This window comes from Rhodospirillales bacterium (genome assembly GCA_016710335.1).
Taxonomy (GTDB): Bacteria; Pseudomonadota; Alphaproteobacteria; order Rhodospirillales; family Defluviicoccaceae; genus JADJXQ01.
The window spans coordinates 256,405-282,160 of record JADJXQ010000002.1 but is presented as its reverse complement, the minus strand read 5'-3'; the positions used below and the strand labels follow the sequence as shown (position 1 = coordinate 282,160).

17 protein-coding genes, 1 tRNA gene and 3 pseudogenes are annotated in these 25,756 nt (G+C 65.3%); 14 read left to right on the top strand and 7 right to left on the bottom strand.

From position 1 onward, the window contains the following. Window positions 1-56 precede the first annotated feature (56 nt). On the top strand, window positions 57-635 hold the full coding sequence (locus IPM60_04535; GenBank protein MBK8907177.1) for a DUF488 domain-containing protein: 579 nt from the start codon (window positions 57-59) through the stop codon (window positions 633-635). Here IPM60_04535 and IPM60_04530 read toward each other — a convergent pair. From IPM60_04530 to IPM60_04515, 4 genes are read right to left on the bottom strand one after another with little or no spacing between them, the layout of a single operon-like run. Next, the gene (locus tag IPM60_04530) at window positions 607-1,485 is read right to left on the bottom strand and encodes an alpha/beta hydrolase (GenBank protein MBK8907176.1); all 879 of its coding nucleotides are present in this window, start codon (window positions 1,483-1,485) and stop codon (window positions 607-609) included. The genes IPM60_04535 and IPM60_04530 overlap by 29 nt on opposite strands. 7 nt (window positions 1,486-1,492) lie before the next feature. Beyond that, the gene (locus IPM60_04525; GenBank protein ID MBK8907175.1) at window positions 1,493-3,490 is read right to left on the bottom strand and encodes an acetyl-CoA carboxylase biotin carboxylase subunit; all 1,998 of its coding nucleotides are present in this window, start codon (window positions 3,488-3,490) and stop codon (window positions 1,493-1,495) included. A 15-nt stretch (window positions 3,491-3,505) separates the two neighbouring features. Then, a complete protein-coding gene (locus IPM60_04520; protein MBK8907174.1) occupies window positions 3,506-5,038 on the bottom strand; it encodes an acyl-CoA carboxylase subunit beta in 1,533 nt (510 codons plus the stop codon). A gap of 45 nt (window positions 5,039-5,083) precedes the next feature. Continuing rightward, window positions 5,084-5,719: a carbonic anhydrase gene (locus IPM60_04515; GenBank protein MBK8907173.1), complete on the bottom strand. Its 636-nt coding sequence runs from the start codon at window positions 5,717-5,719 to the stop codon at window positions 5,084-5,086. Window positions 5,720-5,887: 168 nt separating this feature from the next. Between IPM60_04515 and IPM60_04510 the strand changes: the two genes are divergently transcribed. From IPM60_04510 to IPM60_04495, 4 genes are all read left to right on the top strand, one after another. Beyond that, window positions 5,888-6,739, top strand: a complete 852-nt coding sequence (locus IPM60_04510; protein ID MBK8907172.1) for an alpha/beta hydrolase — start codon at window positions 5,888-5,890, stop codon at window positions 6,737-6,739. A 30-nt stretch (window positions 6,740-6,769) separates the two neighbouring features. Then, window positions 6,770-7,624 carry an alpha/beta hydrolase gene (locus tag IPM60_04505; GenBank protein MBK8907171.1) on the top strand — a complete coding sequence of 285 codons (855 nt, stop codon included), beginning with the start codon at window positions 6,770-6,772 and terminating at the stop codon, window positions 7,622-7,624. A 12-nt stretch (window positions 7,625-7,636) separates the two neighbouring features. Then, window positions 7,637-9,784 carry an RNA degradosome polyphosphate kinase gene (locus IPM60_04500; protein MBK8907170.1) on the top strand — a complete coding sequence of 716 codons (2,148 nt, stop codon included), beginning with the start codon at window positions 7,637-7,639 and terminating at the stop codon, window positions 9,782-9,784. A gap of 71 nt (window positions 9,785-9,855) precedes the next feature. Then, complete coding sequence (locus tag IPM60_04495; protein ID MBK8907169.1) at window positions 9,856-10,368, top strand: chemotaxis protein CheW; 513 nt, start codon at window positions 9,856-9,858, stop codon at window positions 10,366-10,368. Between the two features lie 127 nt (window positions 10,369-10,495). Here IPM60_04495 and hemB read toward each other — a convergent pair whose 3' ends face one another. Next, window positions 10,496-11,479 (bottom strand): porphobilinogen synthase, encoded by a 984-nt coding sequence (hemB, locus tag IPM60_04490; GenBank protein ID MBK8907168.1) that lies wholly within the window; start codon window positions 11,477-11,479, stop codon window positions 10,496-10,498. A gap of 88 nt (window positions 11,480-11,567) precedes the next feature. Next, window positions 11,568-12,845, bottom strand: coding sequence for an O-acetylhomoserine aminocarboxypropyltransferase/cysteine synthase (locus IPM60_04485; protein ID MBK8907167.1), 1,278 nt, complete (start codon window positions 12,843-12,845; stop codon window positions 11,568-11,570). 799 nt (window positions 12,846-13,644) lie between these two features. On the opposite strand from IPM60_04485, the pseudogene IPM60_04480 reads away from it, so the two are divergent. The 3 genes and pseudogenes from IPM60_04480 (at window position 13,645) to IPM60_04470 (ending at window position 18,436) form a co-directional block, all read left to right on the top strand. Further along, a pseudogene (locus IPM60_04480) lies at window positions 13,645-16,854 on the top strand (methylmalonyl-CoA mutase family protein). Window positions 16,855-16,955: 101 nt separating this feature from the next. Continuing rightward, window positions 16,956-17,429 (top strand): single-stranded DNA-binding protein, encoded by a 474-nt coding sequence (gene ssb / locus IPM60_04475; GenBank protein MBK8907166.1) that lies wholly within the window; start codon window positions 16,956-16,958, stop codon window positions 17,427-17,429. Window positions 17,430-17,464: 35 nt separating this feature from the next. Next, a complete protein-coding gene (locus IPM60_04470; protein MBK8907165.1) occupies window positions 17,465-18,436 on the top strand; it encodes a hypothetical protein in 972 nt (323 codons plus the stop codon). Between the two features lie 54 nt (window positions 18,437-18,490). On the opposite strand, the gene IPM60_04465 is transcribed toward IPM60_04470, so the two are convergent. Next, a complete protein-coding gene (locus IPM60_04465) occupies window positions 18,491-19,285 on the bottom strand; it encodes a protein phosphatase CheZ (GenBank protein MBK8907164.1) in 795 nt (264 codons plus the stop codon). A 276-nt stretch (window positions 19,286-19,561) separates the two neighbouring features. On the opposite strand from IPM60_04465, the pseudogene gyrA reads away from it, so the two are divergent. From gyrA to IPM60_04435, 6 genes and pseudogenes are all read left to right on the top strand, one after another. Next, window positions 19,562-22,343, top strand: a pseudogene (gene gyrA / locus IPM60_04460) (DNA gyrase subunit A). 66 nt (window positions 22,344-22,409) lie between these two features. Beyond that, window positions 22,410-22,976: a pantetheine-phosphate adenylyltransferase gene (coaD, locus tag IPM60_04455; protein ID MBK8907163.1), complete on the top strand. Its 567-nt coding sequence runs from the start codon at window positions 22,410-22,412 to the stop codon at window positions 22,974-22,976. Between the two features lie 55 nt (window positions 22,977-23,031). Further along, a tRNA-Lys gene (locus IPM60_04450) sits at window positions 23,032-23,107 on the top strand. A gap of 276 nt (window positions 23,108-23,383) precedes the next feature. Continuing rightward, window positions 23,384-23,682: pseudogene (locus IPM60_04445) on the top strand (antibiotic biosynthesis monooxygenase). Window positions 23,683-23,697: 15 nt separating this feature from the next. Next, a complete protein-coding gene (locus tag IPM60_04440) occupies window positions 23,698-24,771 on the top strand; it encodes a cobalamin B12-binding domain-containing protein (GenBank protein ID MBK8907162.1) in 1,074 nt (357 codons plus the stop codon). Between the two features lie 41 nt (window positions 24,772-24,812). After that, entirely contained in the window at window positions 24,813-25,727 is a 915-nt protein-coding gene (locus IPM60_04435; GenBank protein MBK8907161.1) for a GGDEF domain-containing protein, read from the top strand. Window positions 25,728-25,756: the final 29 nt, after the last annotated feature.

Here is a 25,756-nt window from a genome sequence, read left to right as displayed (position 1 = left end):
GCTCCTCGGATGTTCTCTGGTGTGCCGGCTCAGCGTACACTGCCCGGAATGGAAGTGTGGAGACGCCGGTGAAAATTCATACGATCGGCCACTCGATCCACGCGATTGACAGTTTCATCGGCCTGCTCGCCGGCGCCGGCGTGACCCTCATCGTCGACGTCCGCAGCGTGCCGCGGTCGCGCCGAAACCCGCAGTTCAACGTGGACGCGCTGCCTGGCTCGCTGGCGGAGGCGGGGATCGACTATCGCCATCTCAAGGCGCTCGGCGGACTTCGCGGCCGCCGGTCATCGGACACGCCGTCGCCCAACACCTACTGGACCGTCAGCGGCTTTCGCAACTACGCTGACTACGCCCTGACGCCTCCGTTCCATGAAGGTTTGGCGGACCTGACGGCTTTGGCCGAGCGGGTCGCCACCGGGATCATGTGCGCCGAGGCGCTGTGGTGGCAGTGCCACCGCCGCATCGTCGCCGACTATCTGCTCGCCGCCGGCGTCGAGGTGGTGCACATCCTGTCCTCTGGAAAGCACGAAGCTGCAAACCTGACCGCCGCCGCCGTCCCCCAACCCGACGGCACCCTCCATTACCCGCCGGACCAGCCAAAGTTGTTCATATCTGGTCCGACAGAAACTCCGTGAACCGAGCCGCGTACGTGTCCGGCTGCTCGATGATCAGGGAGTGGCCCGCGCTCGGGATGATGTCGAGGCGACAGTCGGGCATGCGGCGGGTCATCTCCTCCAACTCCGTCCGCGGGATGAAAGCGTCGAGGGCGCCCCACAACACCTGGTGCGGATGCGGGATGTCCGGCAGGCGCGCGCGCAACACGCCGCTTTCCCACGCGGCGTTGAGGTGGAACGGCGTCCCGAGCCGGATGCCGTCGGACACGGCGAGTGCCTGATCGACCAGGCGCGCGAACAGGTCCTGCTGCGGCTTGGTGACATGCTCCGCGAAGGCAGGGTCTGCGCCGCCGAGGAGGCTCTCCGGCCGGAACAAGGTGCAGGCCGCCAGCGCGAGCGCCTTGTGGGTGTTCCTGCGCGATGCCCTCAGGCTCTCGAACACGGCCCGGCTCCCGGGAGGGAAGGGGATGCCGCTCGGACATGCCGGATCGAGCGCCAGAACCCGGCCGAAGCGCTGCGGCTCGGCAAGCAGCATGTGAAAGGCGATGAGCCCGCCGGTCGAGTGGGTCGCCAAGTGGCAGTGCTCGATCCGCAAGGCATCGAGCACTGCAAGCATGTCCGCCGCGTGGCGCTCCGGTGCGTAGTTGGCGAAGCCGGCTGAGGGCTCCGGCTTGTCCGACCCACCGCAGCCGCGCCAGTCTACGCCGACGACGCGGAACCGCGCTGGCAGCCGCGTCGCAGCCAGTTCGAACCAGTCCGCGGATGCCAGGTTGCCATGGACGAACAGCACCTTGACGGGACCGTGGCCCCATTCCCGGCAGTTGAGGCGGATGCCGCCGAGGTCCACAAGGCGGTTGGCGCGGCCATCCATCGGAGCCTCATTCGAACTCGGCGATAACCTGCCCTACGGTCAGGGTGTCTCCCTCTTTGGCGTGCAGCGTGGCGATGCGACCGAAGCGGCTCGACTTGAGGACGTTCTCCATTTTCATTGCCTCCACCACCGCCACCTCGCTGCCGGGACTGACGCTGTCGCCTTCGTCGACCGCAACCGACCGCAGCAGACCCGGCATCGGCGAGATGACGAACTTGCTCATGTCTCGCGGCTTCCGATCCGGCACGATGCGGGCGAGTTCGCCGACCCGCTTGCGATAGACAATGACGTCGATCTCGGCGCCCTGGTGGAACAGCTTGTAGCCGATGCCGTTGCGCTCGACCTTGAAGCGCTGCGGCACGGCGTTGATCGTGCAGCGCAGCACCGGATCACCGATCCGCCAGTCGCTGTGGATGGCGAGAGAGCGCCCATCCATGACGATGTCAAAGCCCTTTTCCGGCTGGTCGCCCATCGGGCTCGCGTGGACCGGGTATTGGGCGCCGCCGAACTCGATGGCCCAGTCCTTGGGGACGATCCGCTCGTAGCCCGGCATCGCGCCGGTGATGCGGGAGGCGCGATAGAGGTAGCGAAGGTGCATCAGCGTCGCGGCAGCGACGATGGCGTCGACCTCGCTCTTGTCGAGCTCGGCGGGAACGAAGCCGCGGGGATATTCATCCTCGATGAAGCTGGTCGTGAGGTCGCCGTCGAGGAACCGCCGGTTCGCCATCAGCGCGGTCAGGAAGGCGATGTTGTGGGCGACGCCCTTGATGTAGAACTCGTCCAGCGAGCGCCGCATCAGGGCCACCGCCCGCGGGCGGTCGCGGTCCCAGGTCGTGACCTTGGCGATCATCGGGTCGTAGAACATCGACACCTCGCCGCCCTCGTAGACGCCATTGTCGACGCGAACCTGGGGGCCCTCGGTGGGTGACCGGTAGCGGACGATCCGCCCGGTCGACGGCATGAAGTTGCGGTTCGGATCCTCCGCGTAGATCCGCGCCTCCACTGCCCAACCCCGCATCCGCACCTGCTGCTGCTGGATTGTCAGGTGTTCGCCGGCGGCGATCCGTATCATCCACTCGACGATGTCGACGCCGGTGACGAACTCGGTCACCGAATGCTCGACCTGCAGGCGCGTGTTCATCTCCAGGAAATAAAAGCTGCCGTCGGCGCCGAGCATGAGTTCGACCGTGCCGGCCGAGTCGTAGCCGACCGCCTTGGCGAGAGCGACCGCGGCCTCGCCCATCTCCTTGCGGAGGGGCTCGTCGACCACGACCGAGGGCGCTTCCTCGATGACCTTCTGGTGGCGTCTCTGGATCGAGCACTCCCGCTCACCCAGGTAGATGGCATGGCCATGCTTGTCGCCGAGCACCTGGATCTCGATGTGGCGCGGACGAGCAATGAACTTCTGGATGAATACCCGGTCGTCGCCGAAGCTGGACTGCGCTTCGGAGGCCGTCGAGCGCAGCGCGCTCTTCAGCTCGGTCTCGTCGGGGACCATGAGGATGCCCTTGCCGCCGCCGCCGGCCGCCGCCTTCAGCATGATGGGGTAGCCGATTTCGGAGGCGATCTTCTCGGCCTCGCCAAGGTCGCGAACCGGCTCGAGGCGGGCGGGAATGACGGGAACGCCGGCTTCCTCGGCCTTGCGGGTCGACTCGATCTTGTCGCCCATCAGGGCGATGACGTCGGAGCCGGGGCCGATGAAGGTGATGCCGGCTTCGGCGAGCGCCGCAGGAAACTTCGGATTCTCGGAGAGGAAACCATAGCCCGGGTGCACCGCGTCGGCGCCGGTCTCGCGGCAGGCCTCGATGATCTTGTCTATGACGAGGTAACTGTCTCTGGCAGGCGGAGGTCCAATGTGCACCGCTTCGTCGCAGGCGCCGACGTGCAGGCCGTACTTGTCGGCGTCGGAATACACCGCCACCGTCGGGATCCCCATGCGGCGGGCAGTGCGGCTGATGCGGCAAACGATCTCGCCGCGGTTAGCGATCAGGATCTTGCGGAACATTATCGGCCTCCAAGCCTACAGAGGAGGATTGGCGTGTTTGCGCGGCGGCGACGCGATGTCCTTGGTACGGAGCAGGGTCAGCGCCTTGCACAGCCGCCTTCGAGTCGAGTGCGGCATGATGATGTCGTCGATGAACCCGCGCCGGGCCGCGCCGAACGGATTGGCGAACGCCTTTCGGTACTCGTCGATGCGAGCGGCGATCTTCTCCTCGTCGCCGGCCTCGTCGCGGTAGAGGATCTTGGCCGCTCCCGTCGCGCCCATGACGGCGATTTCGGCGCTGGGCCAGGCGAAGTTGACGTCGGCGCGGAGGTGCTTGGAGCCCATCACGTCGTAAGCGCCACCGTAGGCCTTGCGGGTGATGACGGTGAGCTTGGGGACGCTCGCCTCGGCGTACGCAAACAACAGCTTGGCGCCATGGCGAATGATGCCGGCGTGCTCCTGACCCACCCCGGGCAGGAACCCGGGAACGTCGACGAAGGTGATGATGGGGATGTTGAAGGCGTCGCAGAACCGCACGAAGCGGGCCGCCTTGACCGAAGCGTTGATGTCGAGAGTGCCGGCCAGCACCATGGGCTGGTTGGCGACGATGCCGACCGGGATGCCGTTCATCCGCCCGAAGCCGGTGACGATGTTGGCGGCAAAGTCGGGCTTGAGCTCGAAGAACATGAACTCATCGACCACCTTGGTGATCAACTCCTTGATGTCGTAAGGCTGGTTGGGATTGTCCGGCACCAGCGTGTCGAGCGACGGCTCGATCCGATTGGGATCGTCGTAGGCGGCGCGTTGCGGCGCCAGGGCGCGATTGGACGACGGCAGGAAGTTGATCAGGCGGCGGACATACAGCAGCACCTCCACGTCGTTGTCGAAGGCGCGGTCGGCGACCCCGGATTTCATGGTGTGGACGTCGGTGCCGCCGAGGCCCTGGTGGTCGATGTCCTCGTGGGTCACCGTCTTCAGGACGTCCGGCCCGGTCACGTACATGTGCGACGTGTCCTTGACCATGAAGATGAAGTCGGTCAGCGCCGGCGAGTATACGGCGCCGCCGGCGCAGGGGCCCATGATCACCGAGATCTGGGGAATGACGCCCGACGCGTCGACGTTGCGCTGGAACACGTCGGCGTAGCCGGCGAGCGCCGCGACGCCTTCCTGGATGCGGGCGCCGCCGGAATCATTGAGGCCGACGATCGGCGCGCCGACGCGCATCGCCTCGTCCATGACCTTGCAGATCTTGGCGGCGTGGGCCTCGGAGAGGCTGCCGCCGAACACCGTGAAGTCCTGGCTGTAGACGAACACCGCCCGGCCGTTGACGGTGCCGTAGCCGGTAACCACGCCGTCGCTCGGAATCCGGGTCTCGTCCATGCCGAAATCGGCGCACCGGTGCTCCACGAACATGTCCCATTCCTCGAACGAGTCGGGGTCGAAAAGCACCTCGATGCGCTCGCGGGCTGACAGCTTGCCGCGCTCGTGCTGGGCGTCAATCCGCTTCTCGCCGCCGCCGAGACAGGCGCGCGCCCTTTGTTTCTCCAAGCCCTCGATAATCTCACGCATCCGTCGTCTCCTCACGTGTTGGCGGCGGCGCGCGCCGCCGATCGTTCATATGATCCGCTGGAACCGATCGACGCCGGCGTCGTACTCCCAGAGCTGCCCCTCCTTCAGCTCGAACCACCAGCCGTGGATCGACAGCGATCCGGACTCGACGCGCTCGCGCACGAACGGGAACGTCATCAGGTTGTCGAGCGAGCCCTTGATCGATGCTTTCTCGCAGTCTGCCGGATCGGGGGCGTGATCCTTGTGCTCATCGATCAGCTTGGCGCAGTGGCGAGCGGCGATGGACACCCACGGCGTGATAAACTCGCGCCGTTGGCCGGTTCCGGCGGCGCCGTCGATCAGCGCCTTGATGCCGCCGCAGGCCGAATGTCCGAGGATGACGATGTCGCTGACTGCGAGATCCTGCACCGCAAACTGAAGCGCTGCGCTGGTGCCGTGGAAGCGGTCGTCCGGCTCGTAGGGTGGTACCAGATTGGCCACGTTGCGGACGACGAAAAGCTCACCCGGCTCAGCGTTGGTAAGCAACGCAGGATCAACGCGTGAATCCGAGCAGCCGATCACCAAGGCCCGCGGACTCTGCCCCTGGATCGCCAGCGGCTGCATACGCTCGGGCCGCTGCTCGTAATACTCAGAACGAAAGCTCTTGATTCCGGAGATCAGGCGTTGAGTAGCACTAGTCATCACATCCCTTCCCATCAACCTTCGGAACTCGATAACGATAAACGATGTTCGTTGTTCCGCAAGCGCGATATTGCGCTGCAGCAAAGCGTCTGGCGCGACGCGGCCTTGATCTGCGCTCAACACCGACCGATGATGTTGAGCGTTCGCCGCAGAGGCAGGGGGTTACCGATGCAGATGACGGAAAGCAGCTTTCTCGGCCTGGGTCCGCACGGGTTCCATCGGGTGGCGTATGCGGAGTGGGGTGACCCGGGAAACCCTGATGCGCTGGTGTGCGTCCATGGCCTGACCCGCCAGGGCCGCGACTTTGACGAACTCGCCCGCGCCCTCGCCGATCACTACCGGGTGGTCGCGGTCGACCTGCCTGGACGCGGGCGGAGCGACTGGCTGCCGATTGCCGCCGACTACCAGCCGACCACGTATCTGCAGGACATGGCGGCGCTGCTGGCGCGGTTGCGGGTCGAGCGGGTCGACTGGCTCGGCGTATCGCTGGGCGGCCTGCTCGGCATGTTGCTGGCCGCGCAGCCGAAGACGCCGATCCGCCGGCTGGTGCTGGACGACATCGGCGGCTTCATCGACCTGCCGGCGCTGGAGCGAATCGCCAGCTTCGTCGGCGCCGATCCGGAGTTCGATGAGCTCAATCAGCTTGAGGCCCATTTGCGCGTTGTATGCGCTCCATACGGGCCGCTTACCGACGCTCAGTGGGGCCACATCGCGCGCCACGGCTCGCGCCGCGACGAGTCGAGCGGCAAGTGGAAGCTGCACTACGATCCGCGCATTGCCGAGCCGTTCAAGGATGGGTTCTCCGAGCCGGCGAGCTTCTGGCCGGTGTGGGACCTGATCGCGTGTCCGGTTCTGCTCCTGCGGGGCGCTGAGTCCGATGTCCTGCTGCGGGAGACGGCGGACGAGATGCGGATCCGCGGCCCCAAGGCGGAGTTGGTCGAGTTCGCCGGCGTCGGCCACGCGCCGATGCTGATGGATCACGACCAGATCCGCCCGGTGCGCGACTGGCTGCTCGGCTAGCGGCCACGCATCAACGGAAGAGAGACCACCATGCCGATGACCGAAAAGAGCTATCTGAGCCTCGGGCCGCACGGCTTTCACAAGATCGCCTATGCCCAATGGGGCGAGGCGCACAACCCCAATGCGTTGATCTGCGTGCACGGACTGGCGCGGCGCGGGCGCGACTTCGACACCTTCGCGGCGGCGCTGGAGGACCTCTACAGGGTGGCCTGTCCCGATCTGCCGGGGCGCGGCGACAGCCATTGGCTGCCGATCGCCGGCGACTACCAGCCGGCGACGTACCTGCAGGACATGGCGGCGTTGATCGCACGCTTGGGCGCGGAGCAGGTGGACTGGGTGGGCACCTCGCTCGGAGGGCTGCTTGGCATGATGCTGGCAGCCCAGCCCAACACCCCTATCCGCAAGCTCGTAGTCAACGACATCGGCGGGTTCATCGATCTCCCCGCTTTGCAGCGGATCGCCGGTTACGTCGGCGCCGATCCGGAATTCGACGACGTCGCCGAGCTTGATGCCTATCTTCGCGACATCTACAAGCCGTTCGGCGCCTTGACCGATGCGCAATGGCGTCATCTGGCGGAGGTCAGCGTGCGGCACGATCCGGCTTCCGAAAAAGTGCGGCTCCACTACGATCCGCGCCTCGCCGAGCCGTTCAAAGAGGGGTTCTCGGAGCCTGTGGAACTGTGGCCGGTGTGGGACAACGTCAACTGCCCGGTGCTGATCCTCCGCGGCGAAGAGTCCGACATCCTCTCCAAGGACACGGCCGAAGAGATGCTGACCCGCGGCCCGGAGGCGGAGTTGGTGGAGTTCTCCGGCATCGGCCACGCGCCGATGCTGATGGACGCAGAGCAGATCCGCATCGTCCGCGACTGGCTGACGGTGGACTGAAGGCATGGGTGTATGAACGACGACACGCCGCCGACGCCTCCGCCGGCCATCGACCTGATGGCCGCGCCGGAGCGGTTCATCAATCGTGAACTGTCGTGGCTCGCCTTCAACGAGCGGGTGCTGGAAGAAGCGCACAACGTTCGCCACCCGCTGCTCGAGCGCCTGCGGTTCCTCTCCATCTCGGCGTCGAACCTGGACGAGTTCTACATGGTCCGCGTCGCCGGCGTGAAGACGCAGGTGGAGGTCGGGTTCAACACTCCGAGCCAGGACGGCCGCACGCCCAAGCAGCAACTGGCGGAGATCCTGGTGCGGTGCGGCACGCTGCGCGACCATCAGCAGGCATGCTGGACAGCGTTGCGCGACGGCCTGCGGAGCGAGGGCATCGTCGTGGTGCAGCCGAGCGAGTTGTCCGACGAGGATCGGTCGTGGCTGGAGCAGCGCTTCGTGGAGCACGTATTTCCGGTGCTGACCCCCATCGCGGTCGATCCGGCGACAGCGTTCCCGTTCATTCCCAACCTCGGCTTCTGTCTGTTCCTCCGGCTGGAGCAGCCGCGCGGCGCGGCGATGTACGCCCTTGTTCCAATCCCGCGCCAGGTTGAGCGCTTCATCCGGCTGCCGGGCGACGGCGTCCGTTTCCTCCCGCTGGAGGATCTGATCCATCTCTGCATCGATCAGCTCTACCCCAGCTTCCGGGTGGTGCACGCCGGCTGTCTCAGGGTCATCCGCGACAGCGCCATGGCGTTCGACGAGCGCGCCGAGGACCTTGTGCAGACGTTCGAATCGGCGCTCAAGGCGCGCCGGCGCGGCTCGGTCATCCGTCTCTCCATCAACGCCGACATCGATCCCGATCTTCGCCGCATCCTGATCAACGAACTGGATGTGGACGAGGAGGACGTGTTCGCGCGGGAGGGAATTCTGGGGCTGGTGGACGTCCGCCAACTCATCGTCGGCGAGCGTCCGGACCTGCAGTTCAAGCCGTTCGAGCCCCGGTTCCCGGAACGGGTCCGCGATCACGGCGGCGACGTGTTCGCCGCCGTGCGCGCCAAGGACTTCGTGGTGCATCACCCGTTCGAGAGCTTCGACGTGGTGGTGCAGTTCATCACCCAGGCGGCGCGGGATCCGGCAGTGGTGGTGATCAAGCAGACCTTGTACCGGACCAGCAGCGACTCGCCGATCGTGGCGGCGCTGATCGAAGCGGTCGAGGCCGGCAAGCAGGTGACGGCGGTGGTCGAACTCAAGGCCCGCTTCGACGAGGAGGCCAACATCCGCTGGGCCAAGGAGTTGGAGAACGCCGGCGCCAACGTTGTCTACGGCTTCGTCGACATGAAAATCCACGCCAAGATCAGCCTGGTGGTGCGACGAGAGAGCGGGAGCCTGCGCTCATACGCCCACTTCGGCACCGGCAACTATCATCCAGTCACGGCACGCATCTACACGGACCTGTCGTACTTCACCTGCGACCGGGACCTGTGCGACGACGCCGCCGCGACCTTCAACTACGTCACCGGCTACGATCCGCCGAAGGCGCTCAAGCGCCTCCGCATCTCGCCGATGGGCATCCGTCCGACGCTGCTCCAATTGATCGACGACGAGATCGCCCACGCCGGCGCCGGTAGCCCTGCGGCGATCTGGCTCAAGTCCAACTCCCTGGTGGACGGGCAGCTGATCGATGCCCTTTATCGCGCCTCCCAGGCCGGGGTCGAGGTGCGCGCCATCATCCGCGGCATCTGCGGCCTCAGGCCCGGCGTTCCCGGCTTGTCGGAGACGATCCGCGTCAAGAGCATCATCGGCCGGTTCCTGGAGCACTCGCGCATCGTCGCCTTCGGGGCCGGGCGCAAGCTGCCGTCCAGCGACGCCAAGGTGTTTCTGTCATCCGCGGACTGGATGCCGCGCAACATGGACCGCCGCGTCGAGACCCTGGTGCCGATCACCAACCCGACCGTGCACCGCCAGCTTCTGGACGAGATCCTGGTTCACTGCTTCAAGGACACGGTGCAGAGCTGGGAACTGGGGCCCGACGCCGTCTACCGCCGGCTTAACATTGAGGACGCGGATCGGGAGTTCTCGGCGCACACCTATTTCATGACCAACCCCAGCCTGTCCGGCCGCGGCAGCGCCATCCGCAAGGACGCCAAACGCAAGGCGCGCAAGCGACCGTAGACGCGCGGTTGCGGTGGCGGAGCGTTAACGAAGTTCGGCTACGCTCCTGAGAGGCAACCGAGGAAGTTCCGATGTCTACGATCCACAAGAATCAGCCCCGCAAGCGTGCCGCAGAAGTCGTCGATGAGCCAGCGACGGAGCTGGTCACCTTCTCAGTCGAGGACCAGTGGTTCTGCATTCCGGTCCTGAAGGTCCAGGACATGCTGGTGCCCGAGCGTATCGCCGCGATCCCGATGGCCCCGCCCAGCGTCCGCGGCGCAATCAACCTCCGCGGCCGCATCGTCACCGTGATCGATGTCCGCGTCTGCCTCGGCCTTCCGCCGCGCCTGGATGACGGACCCAGCATGGGCGTGACGGTCGAGCACGAGCACGAGCTTTACACTTTGCTGGTGGATCGGGTGGGGGACGTGGTCAGCCTGCCCCACAGCCGCTGGGAGCGGAGCCCGGTGACCCTTGATCCCGTCTGGCAGGACGTGGCGCGGGGCGTCTACCGCATGGACCAGGGGCTGATGGTGGTGCTCGACGTCGACCGCCTGCTCGGCGAGAAGGTCAGAGGCGAAGCGGCGCCCGTAAACGCGTCCTGAGGCCGCGTTTCCTGAAGATCGTTGGGCGTTCCGCTGCACGTACCCTCTTGATTAGCGTGCACACCATGACCCATCCGACTGAATCACCCGAATGGTCCTGTGCACTCCTGGCAAGCGCAAGACGCCGTCACCCTCCCGCTGAAGTGGAGCCCCTGCGGAGAAGCCGGGCGGCTTCGACGGCGGCGTAGGTGAGGATGCCGTCGGCGCCGGCGCGCTTGAAGGCGAGCAGGCTTTCCAGCAGCGAGCGGTCGTTGTCGAGCCAGCCGCGGTCGGCAGCCGCCTTCCACATCGCGTATTCGCCGGAGACGTGGTAGGCGAAGGTCGGAACGGCGAAGGCATCCTTGACCCGCGCCACGATGTCCAGATACGGCAACCCCGGCTTGACCATGACCATGTCCGCCCCCTCGGCGATGTCGAGGGCGACCTCGCGCAGCGCTTCGTCGGTATTGGCGGGGTCCATCTGGTAGGTCTTCTTGTCGCCCCTGAGGGCGCCGCTTGAACCGACTGCATCGCGGAACGGGCCGTAGAAGGCGGAGGCGAACTTGGCCGCGTAGGCCATGATCTGGGTGTCCCTGAGGCCGGCGGCGTCGAGGGCTTCGCGGATGGCGCCGACGCGGCCGTCCATCATGTCCGAAGGCGCCACGATGTCGCATCCGGCTTGGGCTTGAACGACGGCTTGCCGACACAGGACGTCCAGGGTTTCGTCGTTGAGGATGACCCCGTTCTGCACCAGGCCGTCGTGGCCGTCGCTATTGAATGGGTCGAGAGCGACGTCGCAGATCACGCCGATGTCCGGGTGCGCCGCCTTGATGGCGCGAACGGCGCGGCAGACGAGGTTCTCGGGGTTGACCGCCTCCAGAGCGTCGGAGGTTTTTTGTTCCGGCGACACGTACGGGAACACCGCGACCGCCAGGATACCCAAGCCGGCCGCCTCGGCGATGGCATCGACCAGGAGGTCGCAGGAGAGGCGCTCGACCCCCGGCATCGAAGCGATCGGCTCCCGCCGGTCCTCGCCATCGATGACGAACACCGGCCAGATCATGTCGTCTACCGAAAGCCGATGCTCCGCCACCAGTCGACGCGACCAGACGGTGCGGCGATTGCGGCGCATGCGAGTGCGCGGAAACGCCCCGGGGTGGTTGGTCGCCTTCTCGATCACCGGCCGTTGGTCCTCCTTCTCGATCAACGGACGCCGGTCCTCAAGCCGCGTCAAGCGCCTGGTTGAGGTCGGCGAGGATGTCGTCGATGTGCTCGATGCCGACCGAAAGCCGCACGTAGCCCTCGGAGACGCCGGTCGCGAGACGATCCTCCGGCGTCAGCTGCGAGTGGGTGGTGCTGGCTGGATGGATGGCGAGGGTGCGGGCGTCACCAATGTTGGCGACGTGGTAGACCATCTTGAGCGCGTCGATCAAGCGTCGGCCGGCCTCCCGCCCATCCTTGAGCTCGAACCCGACCAGGCCGCCGAAGGCGCCGTCGAGATACGCGTCCGCGCGGCGCCGCATCTCGCCCTCCTGGTTGCCGGGGTAGATGACGTGCGCGACCTTGGGATGCCGGCCAAGAAAATCGGCGACCTGGATGGCGTTGGCGCAGTGCGCGCGCATGCGGAGCGGCAAGGTCTCCAGGCCCTGGATGAACATGAAGGCGTTGAACGGGCTCATCGCCGCGCCGATGTCGCGCAGCAGCACGACCCGCATGCGGATCGCGTAGGCAATCGGGCCGAGCGGCTTGACCGCTTCGGTCCACACCGCGCCGTGGTAGCTGGGATCCGGTTCGGTCAGGTTAGGAAAGCGTGAGGCGTGCTTCTCCCAGTCGAAGGTGCCGCCGTCCACGACGATGCCGCCGATGGAGGTGCCGTGGCCGCCGATGTACTTGGTGGTCGAATACATGACGATGTGGGCGCCATGGGCGATCGGTTGGCAGATGACGGGGGCGGCTGTGTTGTCGACGATGAGCGGCACGCCGATCTCGTTGCCGATATCGGCCACTTCGCGGATCGGGAACACGTTGAGTTTGGGATTGGGCAGGGTCTCGGCGTAGTAGCAGCGGGTGCGGGCATCGGTCGCGCGGCGGAACGCCTCGGGGTCCGTCGGGTCGACGAACCGCGCCTCGATGCCCAAGGCGGAGAGCGTATTGGCGAAAAGGTTCCAGGTGCCACCGTAGAGGTCGGTCGAGCTGACGAAGTTGTCGCCGCTCCGGCAGAGGTTGAGGATCGCGAGGGTCGAGGCGGCTTGCCCGGAGCCGAGCGCCAATGCCGCCGCACCGCCCTCGAGCGCCGCCATGCGCCGTTCCAGCACGTCGCACGTGGGGTTCATGATGCGGGAGTAGATATTGCCAAGTTCCTTGAGCGCGAACAGGTTCTCGGCGTGCTCGGTGTCGCGGAACTGGAACGACGTGGTCTGGTAGATCGGCACGGCGACGGCGCCCGTCTGTTCGTCGTGGCGGTAGGCGCCATGCAGCACGGCCGTCTCCGGGTGCATCTTTTTCTCGGTCACTGCGGTCCCCACTTGTCTATCAACACGCTGACTTCGAACCCGGTACCAGGATGCGGTTCTGAACGCGGGTGTATGATGGTCAAGAGCCTCGTGCATGATCACGTTCGCAGGTGGCGGAGCATATCAATCGCCCGACGACCGCGCTAAACTTTTGCGCACGGTTCGCATGCCAATGTGCGGTTTTCGAACCGACGAACCGGCGTAAGCCATTGAGAAGCTTGATTTTGTGTCATTCTGCGCCGTGAAGATGTATGCCGATGTATGCGGATGTATGCGGGGCCGGTATTATCCTATTGAAAACTAAGGGTTCTAATAGAAGTAGCAATGACAAGAAATTCTATTTCAGGTTGTAGATGCGGCTGCTGGCTCTGACGGGAGGCGGACGATACGAATGAACGACAGGAACATTATCGGAACATATAGTTGTCCGTCGTCTCGGTCAAGCGCCGGAAGGGCCTTAGCGGGAGGGCGGCGTATGGGAAGGCGGGTGGAAGGACCTTTACCTCATACGCCGGCTCGAATAGGCTGCTCTTTCGCGTAAAGGTCAAGCGATCGGACTGCTCGGGGCGCCGAAATGCCGCGCAAGAGCGTTCGTAGGTCGCAGGCGACGTGAGGATCTTATCAAAGTCCGGAGGGAACCGTGCCCGACGACATAGGCGTTTTAGACAACAAGCCCGGCCTCGACAGCGACGGCAGCGACAACGGCGGCGCCGGCGAGAACAGCACGGACACCGAGCGCCAGCCGGCCGGCGAGCGCCAAGCCGAGGACGCGGAGACGCGCTTTCGTAACCCGATCCGGTTCGTGACGGCGGCGAGCCTGTTCGACGGCCATGACGCGTCGATCAACATCTTTCGGCGCATGATCCAGGCCGCCGGCGCGGAGGTGATTCACCTTGGCCACAACCGGTCCGTCGACGAGGTGGTGACGGCGGCGCTTCAGGAGGACGTGCAGGGCATCGCCCTCAGTTCCTACCAGGGCGGGCACGTGGAGTTCTTCAAGTACATGATGGACCGCCTGCGTGAACAGGGCGGCGGCGCGATCAAGGTGTTCGGCGGCGGCGGCGGCGTCATCGTCGCGGAGGAGATCCGCGAGCTGAACGCCTACGGCGTCGCCCGTATCTACACTCCAGACGACGGCCGTCGTCTCGGGTTGCAGGGCATCATCGACGACATGATGACGCAATGCGACTTCAATCCGTCCGAGGATCTCGAACTCGACGTGAGCGCCCTTGCCGACGGCGATACGCGCATGCTGGCGCGCGTCCTGACAGCTCTGCAGGCCAAGGCTCTGGGTGACGCGGAGCGGGACGAGATCCACGCGCTCGCCCACCGCCGCGGCGTGGTGCCGGTGCTGGGCATCACGGGGACCGGCGGCGCCGGCAAGTCCTCGCTCACCGACGAGATCGTGCGCCGCTTCCGTCTGTTCGGCGGCGAGCCGCGCATCGCCATCCTCGCGGTCGATCCGTCGCGCCGCAAGACCGGCGGGGCGCTGCTCGGCGACCGCATCCGCATGAACGCCATCGATACGCCCAACGTCTACATGCGCTCCGTCGCGACGCGGACCGCCGGCCAGGACGTGCCGCGCGCCATGACCGACATGATCGCCGCGACCAAAGCGGCCGGCTTCGACCTGGTGATCCTCGAGACGCCCGGCATCGGCCAGGGCGACGCCGGGGTGGTTCCGTATGTCGATTTGTCGCTCTACGTGATGACGCCGGAGTTCGGCGCCGCGTCGCAACTCGAAAAGATCGACATGCTGGATTTCGCCGACGTGGTCGCCATCAACAAGTTCGACCGCCAAGGCGCCAAGGACGCGCTCCGCGACGTCGCCAAGCAGATGCAGCGCAACCGCGAGGCGTTCGGGTCGTCTCCGGACGAGATGCCGGTCTTTGGCACCATCGCGTCGCGCTTCAACGACACCGGGGTTACGGCGCTCTACCGGGAGATCATCCGTCAGCTCAACGAAAAGAGCCCCCGTCATTGGGAGACCACGGCGCCGGACGTGGAGACGAAGGCGTCCGACGCGGGCGCCGGCATCGTCCCGGCCAACCGCCGCCGCTATCTCGCGGAGATCGCCGACACGGTCCGCGGCTACCACGCCACCATCGACGAACAGGTGGCCATCGCCCGCGAGCGCCAGAGCCTGCAGGATACGCAACGGATGCTGAGCGACGCTGGCTCGGACAGCGCCGACGTGGCGTCGCTTCTGGAAAAGCGGAACCAGGCGCTCGATCCCCGCTGCCGCAAGATGATCGAGATGTGGCCGTCGGTGAAGAACGCCTACGCCGGCGAAGACTATGTGGTGCGGATGCGCGAGAAGGAGATCCGCTTCAAGGCGGCGCACACCTCACTCTCCGGCAGCCGCATTCCAAAGGTGGCGCTGCCGAACTATGAGGATCACGGAGCGCTGCTGCGCTGGATGCTGAAGGAGAACGTCCCCGGCGCATTTCCGTACACCGGCGGCGTGTTCGCCTTCAAGCGCGAGAACGAGGACCCGACCCGCATGTTCGCAGGCGAGGGCGATCCGTTCCGCACCAACCGCCGCTTCAAGTATCTCTCCAAGGACTCGCCCGCGAAGCGCCTGTCGACGGCCTTCGACTCGGTGACCCTCTACGGCGAGGATCCCGACGAGCGGCCGGACATCTACGGCAAGGTCGGCAACTCCGGCGTCTCCATCGCCACCCTTGACGACATCAAGGTGCTGTACTCCGGGTTCGACCTGTGCGAGCCGAACAACTCCGTCTCCATGACCATCAACGGACCGGCGCCGGCGATCCTGGCGATGTTCTTCAATGCCGCCATCGATCAGCAGGTCGAGGGCTTCGCGAGCGAGAACGGGCGCGAGCCGACCGAGGAAGAGGTCAACAAGATCCGAACCTGGGTGCTGCAGAACGTGCGCGGCACTGTTCAGGCTGACATTCTCAAGGAAGACCAGGGGCAGAACACCTGCATCTTTTCGACCGAGTTCGCGCTCCGAATGATGGCGGACATCCAGGAATACTTCGTCCACCATCAGGTACGGAACTTCTACTCGGTGTCCATTTCCGGCTACCACATCGCAGAAGCCGGAGCCAATCCCATCTCTCAGTTGGCGTTCACGCTGGCCAACGGCTTCACCTATGTGGAGGCGTATCTGGCGCGCGGCATGCACATCGACGATTTCGCCCACAACCTGTCGTTCTTCTTTTCGGCGGGAATGGAGCCGGAATACGCGGTCATGGGGCGGGTGGCACGGCGCATCTGGGCGACCGCGATGCGCTTCAAGTACGGCGCCAACGAACGCTCGCAGAAGCTCAAATACCATACGCAGACGTCGGGACGGTCGTTGCACGCGCAGGAGTATGATTTCAACGACGTTCGCACCACCCTGCAGGCCCTGATCGCGACCTACGACAACACCAACTCGCTGCACACCAACGCTTATGACGAGGCGATCACCACGCCGACCGAACAGAGCGTTCGGCGCGCCATGGCCATTCAGCTCATCATCAACCGCGAATGGGGCTTGGCGAAGAACGAGAACCCCAACCAGGGGTCCTTCATCATCGACGAGCTGACCGACCTGGTGGAGGAGGCGGTGCTGAAGGAGTTCGAGAGCATTGCCGAGCGGGGCGGCGTGCTGGGCGCCATGGAAACCGGTTATCAGCGCGCCAAGATCCAGGACGAGTCTATCTACTATGAGCGCCGCAAGCACGATGGCAGCTACCCGATCATCGGCGTCAACACCTTCCTCAATCCGGAGGGCGGCGAGCCGCCGACGCCGGAGTTGATCCGCGCCACGGAGCAGGAAAAGCAGAGCCAGTTGAAGCGGCTCCGCGACTTCCAGACGCGGAATGCGGCCGCCGCTCCGGCGATGGTCAAGCGCCTCCAGGACACGGCGGTCGCCGGCGGCAACGTCTTCGAGGCGCTGATGGATGCGGTCCGGGTGCTGTCGCTCGGGCAGATTTCCCACGCCCTGTTCGAGGTCGGCGGCAAGTACAGGAGGAGCATGTAGCGGACACTCCAGAGCAGGATGCGGCGCCGGGAAATTTGTGACCTCAGCGGGAGCTTGGTGTAGGATCGCGCCGGTCGCAAAGCCGCGAGGGAGCGTGCAGCATGGCGGGTTCGGTCAATAAGGTGATCCTGGTCGGCAATCTCGGTCGGGATCCGGAGGTGCGGTTAACCCAGGACGGAAATAAGATCGTCCATTTGTCCGTGGCCACGTCGGAGCGGTGGAAGGACCGGCAGTCCGGCGAGCAGCGGGAGAAGACCGAGTGGCACCGGGTGGTGGTGTTCAACGACCGCATCGGCGACGTGGCCGAACGATACCTTCGCAAGGGATCAAAGGTCTACCTGGAAGGCGCCTTGCAGACCCGCCGCTGGACCGGCAACGATGGTCAGGAACGCTTTACGACCGAGGTGGTCCTGCAACGGTTCCGGGGCGAATTGACCATCCTTGATAGCCGCGGCGACGGGGGTGCGGGCGCCTCGTTTGGTGAAGACCCGTCGATGATGCCGGGGGAGCCGTCCGGCAGCGGCGCGGGCCGCGGCGGGCCGGGACCCGACCTGGATGATGACATTCCGTTTTGACCCGTTTCTGACCTGTTAGAACACGACGGTCGGCCTTGATACGCATCATCGGCAGCCTCGCGCTATTGCTCACGCTGGTCGCGGGCGCCGTGTTTCTGGCTGAAACGATGAGCTCCACGGAGACATCGACCACTCCCAGCCGCGTCATCGCCATGCCGACACCGCTGCCGCCGCAGACGCGCCGGGAACTGCCGGAGGACGGGACGGAACCGGAGCCGCCGCGGGATGCCGACGCTGTTCCGGGAGACGACCTGGCGGCTGTAGAGACGGCGGCCGGCCGGCCTTCGGAGGCAGGTGCGGACGTGTCCGCGGAGGCGGACCGGGAGCCGCATGCGGACGCCGCACCGGATGAGCGCCGGCAGGCCGAGCCGGCGCCGGCGGGTCGTGACGATCGGCCGCCGCGGGTGGCGGACGAGGCCGAGATCGCCCCCGCGCCGGGAACGGCGCCATCGCAAGAGGCGGGAACGGCGCCATCGCAAGAGGCGGGAACGGCGCCATCGCAAGAGGCGGGAACGGCGCCATCGCAAGAGGCGGGAACGGCGCCATCGAAAGTCTCGGAGGGGGAGCAAGCGGAAGGCCTGGAGCTTGTGACCGACGGGGAAGCGCCGGCGAGCCCGCCCGCCACTGCGCCGGATTCAGTGCCGGAGCCGGATCACGGCACGCGCGCTCCACGCATTCCCCCCGGCGCCGTGCCTGAGCCGGTTGAAACCACTCGGAGCAGCAACCTGCGCGCCGAACCGGGGCCCGACGGCAAGATCCTCGCGAACATCCCTGGCGGATCCAAGGGTGTGCGTCTGCACCCAGATCCGTTTTTTGGATACTACCGCGTTCGGGTCAGCGGCCAGGAGGGCTGGCTGTGGTATCGGAATGTCGCAGTCGCCCGGGATCCCGAACCATCCGCCGCAGATGACGCTGACGACAGCGGAGACGGCGCCTCACCTCCGGCACGTGCACCCGTTCCGAGCAGCCAGGATCGGCCCGGCCCCAGCCCGGATTTCAGCCCGTGATGGGCAGCCCGCGATAGGCATCGGGATCGCTGCCGTTGACCGGGTCGAAGCCACTCAGTCAAAGAGCTTGTCGATATCCTCCTGGGAGATCGGCCGATCGGTGGCGAGTTGCGGTCCGTGCAGCAGGTGCATGTCGGCATCGGAGTCGGCCGGAGCGGGGGCGTCTTCCGGCGGCTCGACGCCGGCGAACGAATCCGGGCCGCCGAAGATCTCGATCATCCGCTCGACCCGGCTCTCCACGAACTTCATGGTGTTGACGACTTTGGAGATGCGCTGGCCAGTGATGTCCTGGAAATTGCAGGCCTCGAAGATGCGGATGGTCCGGTCGCTGATTTCTTCCAGTGCGGCGACTTCGCCGGCGAGTTCAACGCTGGAGCGCAAGCGGGCGGCGATGGCGTCGATCTCCTCGGCCGCAGTGAGGATGATTTCGGTTGCGCCCTCCGTTGCGTGTACGACAGCGTCCAGTTCGTCGTTGGCGCAGATCAACCGATCGGGCGATCTATTGCCATTGCGGAGCGCCGCGATTTGCCGCTTGGTCTCGATAATCGACTGCGAGAGTTCGCGGACTTCCGCGCGTAGCCCGTCGAGTTGATCGTCCGTCGCGGCGGCAGTTTGCGGGACAGACTGCACCGGCGCAGCAGCGCCAATATGGAAGCAACCGGCATGGGAGGCCGCGGTCTCTCGGGACAGGGCGTCGAGCCGGCGTTGCAGCCGGGCGACAGCGGTCAGAACCTGCTTATGCCGCGCCGCCGCCCTGGACTCTGCCGTCCTGTCCGCGAGCGGATCGGGGTTCTCTGGGGACTGCTTTCGCTGCTGCATGAGTTCCGCCGTAAATATACCCTGGGACATACGCTTTCGCCTCCTGGCGCTTGCCCTTCTAACCCCGATCATAGCGGCGGCTTGTTATTATGGCATTAACGCTTGGCGGGCCGTCATTCGTCCGCCGATCGGCAAACGCGGAGGCCAACGAAGCTGCACTGATGCCGTTTTGTTGTGCAATGCGGTTCTGCGTGCTACTGTCAGCCCGGTCGAAGAGCATTGATTCCTTTCAATTTTGGATAGCCGCATTTGAACACCGCCGCGCCACCGCCAGCGGCCATGCCGTCCATCTCCATCGAAGAGGAGATGCAGCGCTCGTACCTGGATTACGCGATGAGCGTGATCGTCAGCCGAGCGCTTCCGGACGTGCGGGACGGCCTGAAGCCGGTGCATCGGCGGATCATCCACGCGATGCACGAGGGCGGCTACGGACACGACCGTCCGTATCGCAAGTGCGCCCGCATCGTCGGCGACGTCATGGGTAAATACCATCCCCACGGCGATCAGCCGATCTACGACGCCCTGGTGCGCATGGCCCAGGACTTCAACATGCGCCTGCCGCTGATCGACGGCCAGGGCAACTTCGGCTCGATGGACGGCGACCGGCCGGCGGCGATGCGCTACACCGAGGCGCGTCTGGCGCGCGCCGCGCACGTGCTGATCGACGATATCGACAAGGACACCGTCGATTTCCAGGACAACTACGACGGCTCGGAGAGGGAGCCGGTGGTGCTGCCGGCGCGCTTCCCGAACCTGCTCGTCAACGGCGCCGGCGGCATCGCGGTCGGCATGGCGACCAACATCCCGCCGCACAACCTCGGCGAGGTGATCGATGCCTGCTGCGCGGTCATCGACGAGCCGGACATCACAGTCGCCGACCTGATCGAGCGCCATCTGCCGGGGCCCGACTTTCCCACCGGCGCCCTCATCCTCGGCCGACAAGGGGTGGTGTCGGCGTACCACACCGGCCGCGGCTCGGTCGTCATGCGCGGGCGAACCCACATCGAAGAGATCCGCAAGGACCGCACCGCGATCATCGTCGACGAGGTCCCCTATCAGGTCAACAAGGCGCGGATGATCGAAATCATCGCCGATGGGGTGCGCGATAAGCGCATCGAGGGCATTTCCGACCTGCGCGACGAATCGGACCGGGACGGCATCCGTGTCGTCATCGAGCTCAAGCGGGATGCAGAGTCGGAGGTGGTCCTCAATCAGCTCTACCGCTTCTCTCCGTTGCAGTCGACATTCGGGATCAACATGCTGGCCCTCGTCGGCGGGCGGCCGCGGACGCTGAACCTCAAGCAGGTTCTGGACGAATTTCTCGCCTTCCGCGAGGAGGTCATCCGCCGGCGTACCGCGTACGAACTCGGCAAGGCTCGCGAGCGCGCTCATGTCCTGGTCGGGCTGGCGGTGGCGGTGGCCAACATCGACGAGGTCGTCGCCCTGATCCGCCGCGCCCGTGACCCGGCGGAAGCGCGCGAGCGCCTGATGGCGCGCGCGTGGCCGGCGGAGGACGTGGAACCGCTGGTCGCGCTGATCGACGATCCGGGCCGGCGGTCTCCGACGGCACGTATCGACTCCGGAGGAGCAGGCGCAGGCCATTCTCGATCTGCGCCTGCACCGCCTGACCGGCCTGGAGCGGGACAAGATCGGCGACGACCTCAGGGCCCTCGGCGACGGGATCCGCGAGTATCTGGAGATTCTGGCGTCCCGAACCCGCCTGCTCCAGGTGCTGCGCGATGATCTGGCGGAAATCCGCGAGCGCTTCGACACGCCGCGGCGCACCACCCTCGAGGACTACCTCGGCGACACCGACATCGAGGACCTGATCCAGCGCGAGGACATGGTGGTGACGGTCACCAACACCGGCTACATCAAGCGCGTCCCGCTCAGCACCTACCGGGCGCAGCGCCGCGGCGGCAAGGGCCGCGCCGGCATGGCGACCCGCGAAGAAGACTTCGTGAGCCAGGTGTTCGTGGTCAACACCCACACGCCGGTGCTGTTCTTCTCGTCCACCGGCATGGTCTACAAGCTGAAGGTCTACAAGCTGCCCATGGGGACGCCGCAGGCGCGCGGCAAGGCGATGGTCAATCTGCTGCCGCTCGACCCCGCCGAGACCATCACCACCCTGATGCCGTTGCCGGAGGACGAGGCGGCGTGGTCCGACCTGTTCGTGGTGTTCGCGACGGCGTCCGGGCAGGTGCGGCGCAACGCGCTCTCGGACTTCACCAACGTGCTCGCCAACGGCAAGATCGCCATGAAGCTTGATGCCGGCGACCATCTGGTGCGGGTGCGCACCTTCAGCGAGGATGACGACATCCTCCTGTTCACGCGCGGCGGCCAGTGCATCCGCTTCCCGGTGACCGATGTGCGGGTGTTCAGCGGCCGCACGTCGACCGGCGTCCGCGGCATTCGGCTGGGCGAGGGGGATGAAATCATCAACATGTGCGGGCTGCGCCATGTGGAGTACGATGCAACCAGCCGCGAAGAGTATCTGGCGGCGGTCAACGCCCGCCGGCGCCTCAGCGGCAGCGAATACGCCGGCCCCGATGGCCAAAGCAAGCGCGAGCGCGACGAGGAACTGGCGGCGCGGCTCGATGAGCGCCGGTTCGTGGATATGGCAGCCAATGAGCAATTCCTGTTGACGGTCGCCGAGGACGGCTACGGCAAGCGCACGTCGTCTTACGAGTATCGCATCAGCGGCCGCGGCGGCTCGGGCGTGGCGGCCATGGGCCTGGATCGCGCCGAGGGCGTCAGCACGGTCGTCGCCGCATTCCCGATCTTCGCGACCGACCAATTGGTGATGATCACCGACGGCGGCCACTTGATCCGCGTCACCGTCGATGGCATCAGCTTGATGGGACGAACGAGCCGGGGCGTACGCCTGTTCGCCACTGCCGAGGGGGAGCGGGTGGTCTCGGTGACGCGCATTCGCGACGTCGAGGATGGAGTTAACGGCGCCGCCGGCTCCGAAGCCGGTGACGACGACGGCGGCGACGCGGCCGGGGATGATGACAATGGCGGCGGACTGGCAGGTGGCGAAGGCGCGGATGGGCCGTCGGACGCCGACGAAGATCAACACGAATAGACCGGAGAGTGATTGCGGGGGTCGAAGGAGAGACCCTCGCGAGCCGGCGAGAGGAGGACGCACAGCATGACGACGCCCCGGATCGGTGTCTATCCCGGCACCTTCGATCCGTTGACCAACGGTCACATGGACATCATCAGCCGCGCCGTGCACGTGGTCGACCGGCTGATCGTCGGGGTCGCCGCCAATACCGGAAAGGAACCGCTGTTCAGCCTCGATCAGCGTGTCGAGATGATCCGTGAGCAGGTCGAGCGGATGCGGTGCGGCGATGGCCGGGTCGTCGAGGTGCGGCCGTTCTCGAATCTGCTGATGCACTTCGTCACGGAAATGGGCGCCGGAATTATCTTGCGCGGACTGCGCGCCGTCTCCGACTTCGAATACGAGTTTCAGATGGCCGCCATGAACGACCGCCTGAACCGGGATGTGGAGACGGTGTTTCTGATGGCCTCGGAGAACCACCAGTTCATCGCGTCCCGTTTCGTCAAGGAGATCGCCCGCCTCGGCGGCGACATCAGTACGTTCGTTCCGGCGGAGGTCGAGCGGAAGACGCTGCGCCAACTCGCCCCTGAACTGCCGCTGCTGGCCGCAGCGGATGCCGGCGGTGCCGCCTCTCCCGCGGCGCCTCGGGATTGACCGCGGCAGACCCCGCTCAGTATGGTAGGTTGCCCGGCGACAGCCGCCGTGGCGCGCGCCCGTAGCTCAGTTGGCAGAGCATCTGACTTTTAATCAGAGGGTCGTTGGTTCGAATCCAACCGGGCGTACCAATTGGTTCAAAGACTTAGCTTAAGCCTTGGAGAGCTCTCTGGAGATCACAGGGCGGCGGGCGGCGGGCGGCGGAGTCGGATCGGGCCGACTACCGGCGCGATCTCGTCGTTTCACTGGTGAAGGGCTGCAGCGTTGCAGCCTGATGGTAAGTATGCGGCAGACTAGAAAAATCGAAAATGGGTGGTGGTCGGGCCTCAATCGGGCTAAATCTCAGGGATGGAGTCCGGCGGTTCCGGAATCTCGTGCAGACCCCGTGGACGATTGAGCTCCTTCGCATGTTCGTCGCCATGAGCCGATTCGCCATCGCCAACGGCATGACCGAGTCGGTGCGTGAGGCCTTTCGCTGCCGGCCGCATCTCGTCGATCACGCGCCCGGCTTCGTCAGGATGGACGTCATCAGCCCAAATGAGCGTCGGGAAGAGATCTGGCTTATCACCTACTGGACGGATGAAGAGAGCTACCGCGTCTGGCACCGGAGCCATGAGTACCATTCCTCCCAAAGGCCATTCCCAAGGGGCTGAAGCTCATGCCCGGAAGCGTTCGGATCGAGTTCTTCGAGCATATCGCGAGTTGATGGAGTTGTTGCAACATGATGCAAGAGGAGAGCTTCACCGTTAGCCCCGACGGCTTGAGCCGGCTGCTCGCGGTGCGCGAGGACTCGATAGAAGCCGCTACCAACCGCTTTTATACGAACCATGGCTCGCTCTACGAGGCGTTCGGAGCAAGGGGTCGGGCCGCTTGCAAGGAAGACATCGGGTATCATCTGGAGTTCATTGCAGCGGCTCTCGAATTCGGCAGCATCGATGTATTGGTGATTTATATACGATGGCTGGCGAGTGTACTACGCTCGCGCCATATACCCGACGAACATCTTGCTTTGTCGCTCGATTATCTGGTGGAGGCCATTGGCGTGCGCCTGTCCGAGGCGGATGCGGCCGCGCTTGCACTGGTCGTGGCGAAGGCGAAGAGCGCACTGTTCGAGGACGCGGCGGGCGCAACGCCGTATACCGCGGCCATGCCGTGTGCCTGGGAGGAGTGCGACGCCTTTCAGGAAGCCCTGGTATCGGGTGACAGGCTGAAAGCCTTGGAGATTTTTCGCCAAGTCATCACCGCCGGCAGAGGCTTCGTGGACACCGAGATGCACCTCGTTCAGCCTACCTTCTATCGGATCGGAGAGGGGTGGCAAGCAAACAAGGTATCGGTCGCCCAGGAGCATGTCGCCACAGCCATCGCGCATTCCATTCTTGCGCGGGAGTTCGCGCATGCACAGCCGGAGCCGCGAGTGGACCGTAAGGTGGTCTTGGCGTGTGTGGAAGGGAACCATCACATGCTTGGCTTGCAAATGGTTGCAGATGCGTTCGAGTTGCAGGGTTGGGAGGTTCGGAACATCGGCGCGAACACGCCCACGTCAGCGCTGGTGCGATTCGTTCGCGAAGACGATCCTCATCTCGTTGGTCTGTCAGCGGCAATGCCGCATCATCTGCCGGCGGCAAGAGGGGCGATCGCCAGGCTGCGTTCCGAACTCGGCGAAGCCTGTCCGCCGCTGATGCTGGGCGGGTACGCGATCAATCAGTTCGAGTCTCTGTCGACGATGCTGGGCGCCGACTTCACCGGCGCCGACGCCCGGGCGGCAGCAGAGACTGGAAGCGGGATCATGGGTTGACCCCAGCGCAAGCGTCGGCGGTCATCGATCTGTTCCGACGAATGACCTCGGTCGCGCTCGCCAGGATCGACCGCCAGAGCGTCATTCTGGATGGCAATGCCGGATTTTTCAGGCTGTTGCCGCTGCAGGCGAATGCAGTCATCGGAGTCCCGGCGGCTCGTTATTTTTCCTCTCCGTCGTTCAGCGACCTGCTCGAGCTTTCCAGGTCGGATCCGCAGCCTCACTATTCAGGTCTCCTGACCGTGGGCGAGCCGACGGGCAAGACACACTCCCTGCGGGGGGAAGTCTACTCGGACGCGCAGTCGCTTCTGATCCTGGCCGAACACGACATCGAGGAGCTGGAGAGTGGCCACGTCACGGCAATACAGCTCGCCAACGAACTGGCGCAGACACATCGCAAGCTGATATCGGCAAATCGCGATTTGCAGCTTCGTGAGGAACAGGTGCGCGCGCTGTCGCTCACCGACCAGCTCACCGGCCTCGCCAACAGGCGCAAGCTCGACGAGACCGTGGTTTCGGAGATCAACCGCGTCCGGAGGTTCGGCGGACATCTGGCGCTGGTGATGGTGGATATTGATCATTTCAAGCAGATCAACGACAAGTTCAGCCACCAGGTGGGCGATACCGTGCTTGCCGCCGTGGCGGCGATAATCCGCTCCGAAACGCGCCAGACCGATTTGCCATCGCGGTATGGCGGCGAGGAGTTCGCCATCCTGATGCCCGGAACCCATCTCGCCACGGCAGTGGCGTGTGCCGAGCGAATTCGAGAAAAACTCGAGGTAAGCATCGTTTCGCCGCTTCCCCAGCCGGTCACGGCGAGCTTCGGCGTCGCGGAGTTGATGGCGAGCGAGAGCGCGGAGTCTCTTTTCCGGCGCACTGACCTCATACTGTATCAGGCGAAACGTAATGGACGTAACCGGGTGGCAGCTGCGGCGAAGCCGGTCTTGCCCCCGTGACCGGCGCCATCTCAGGCAGGCCGTGGTCA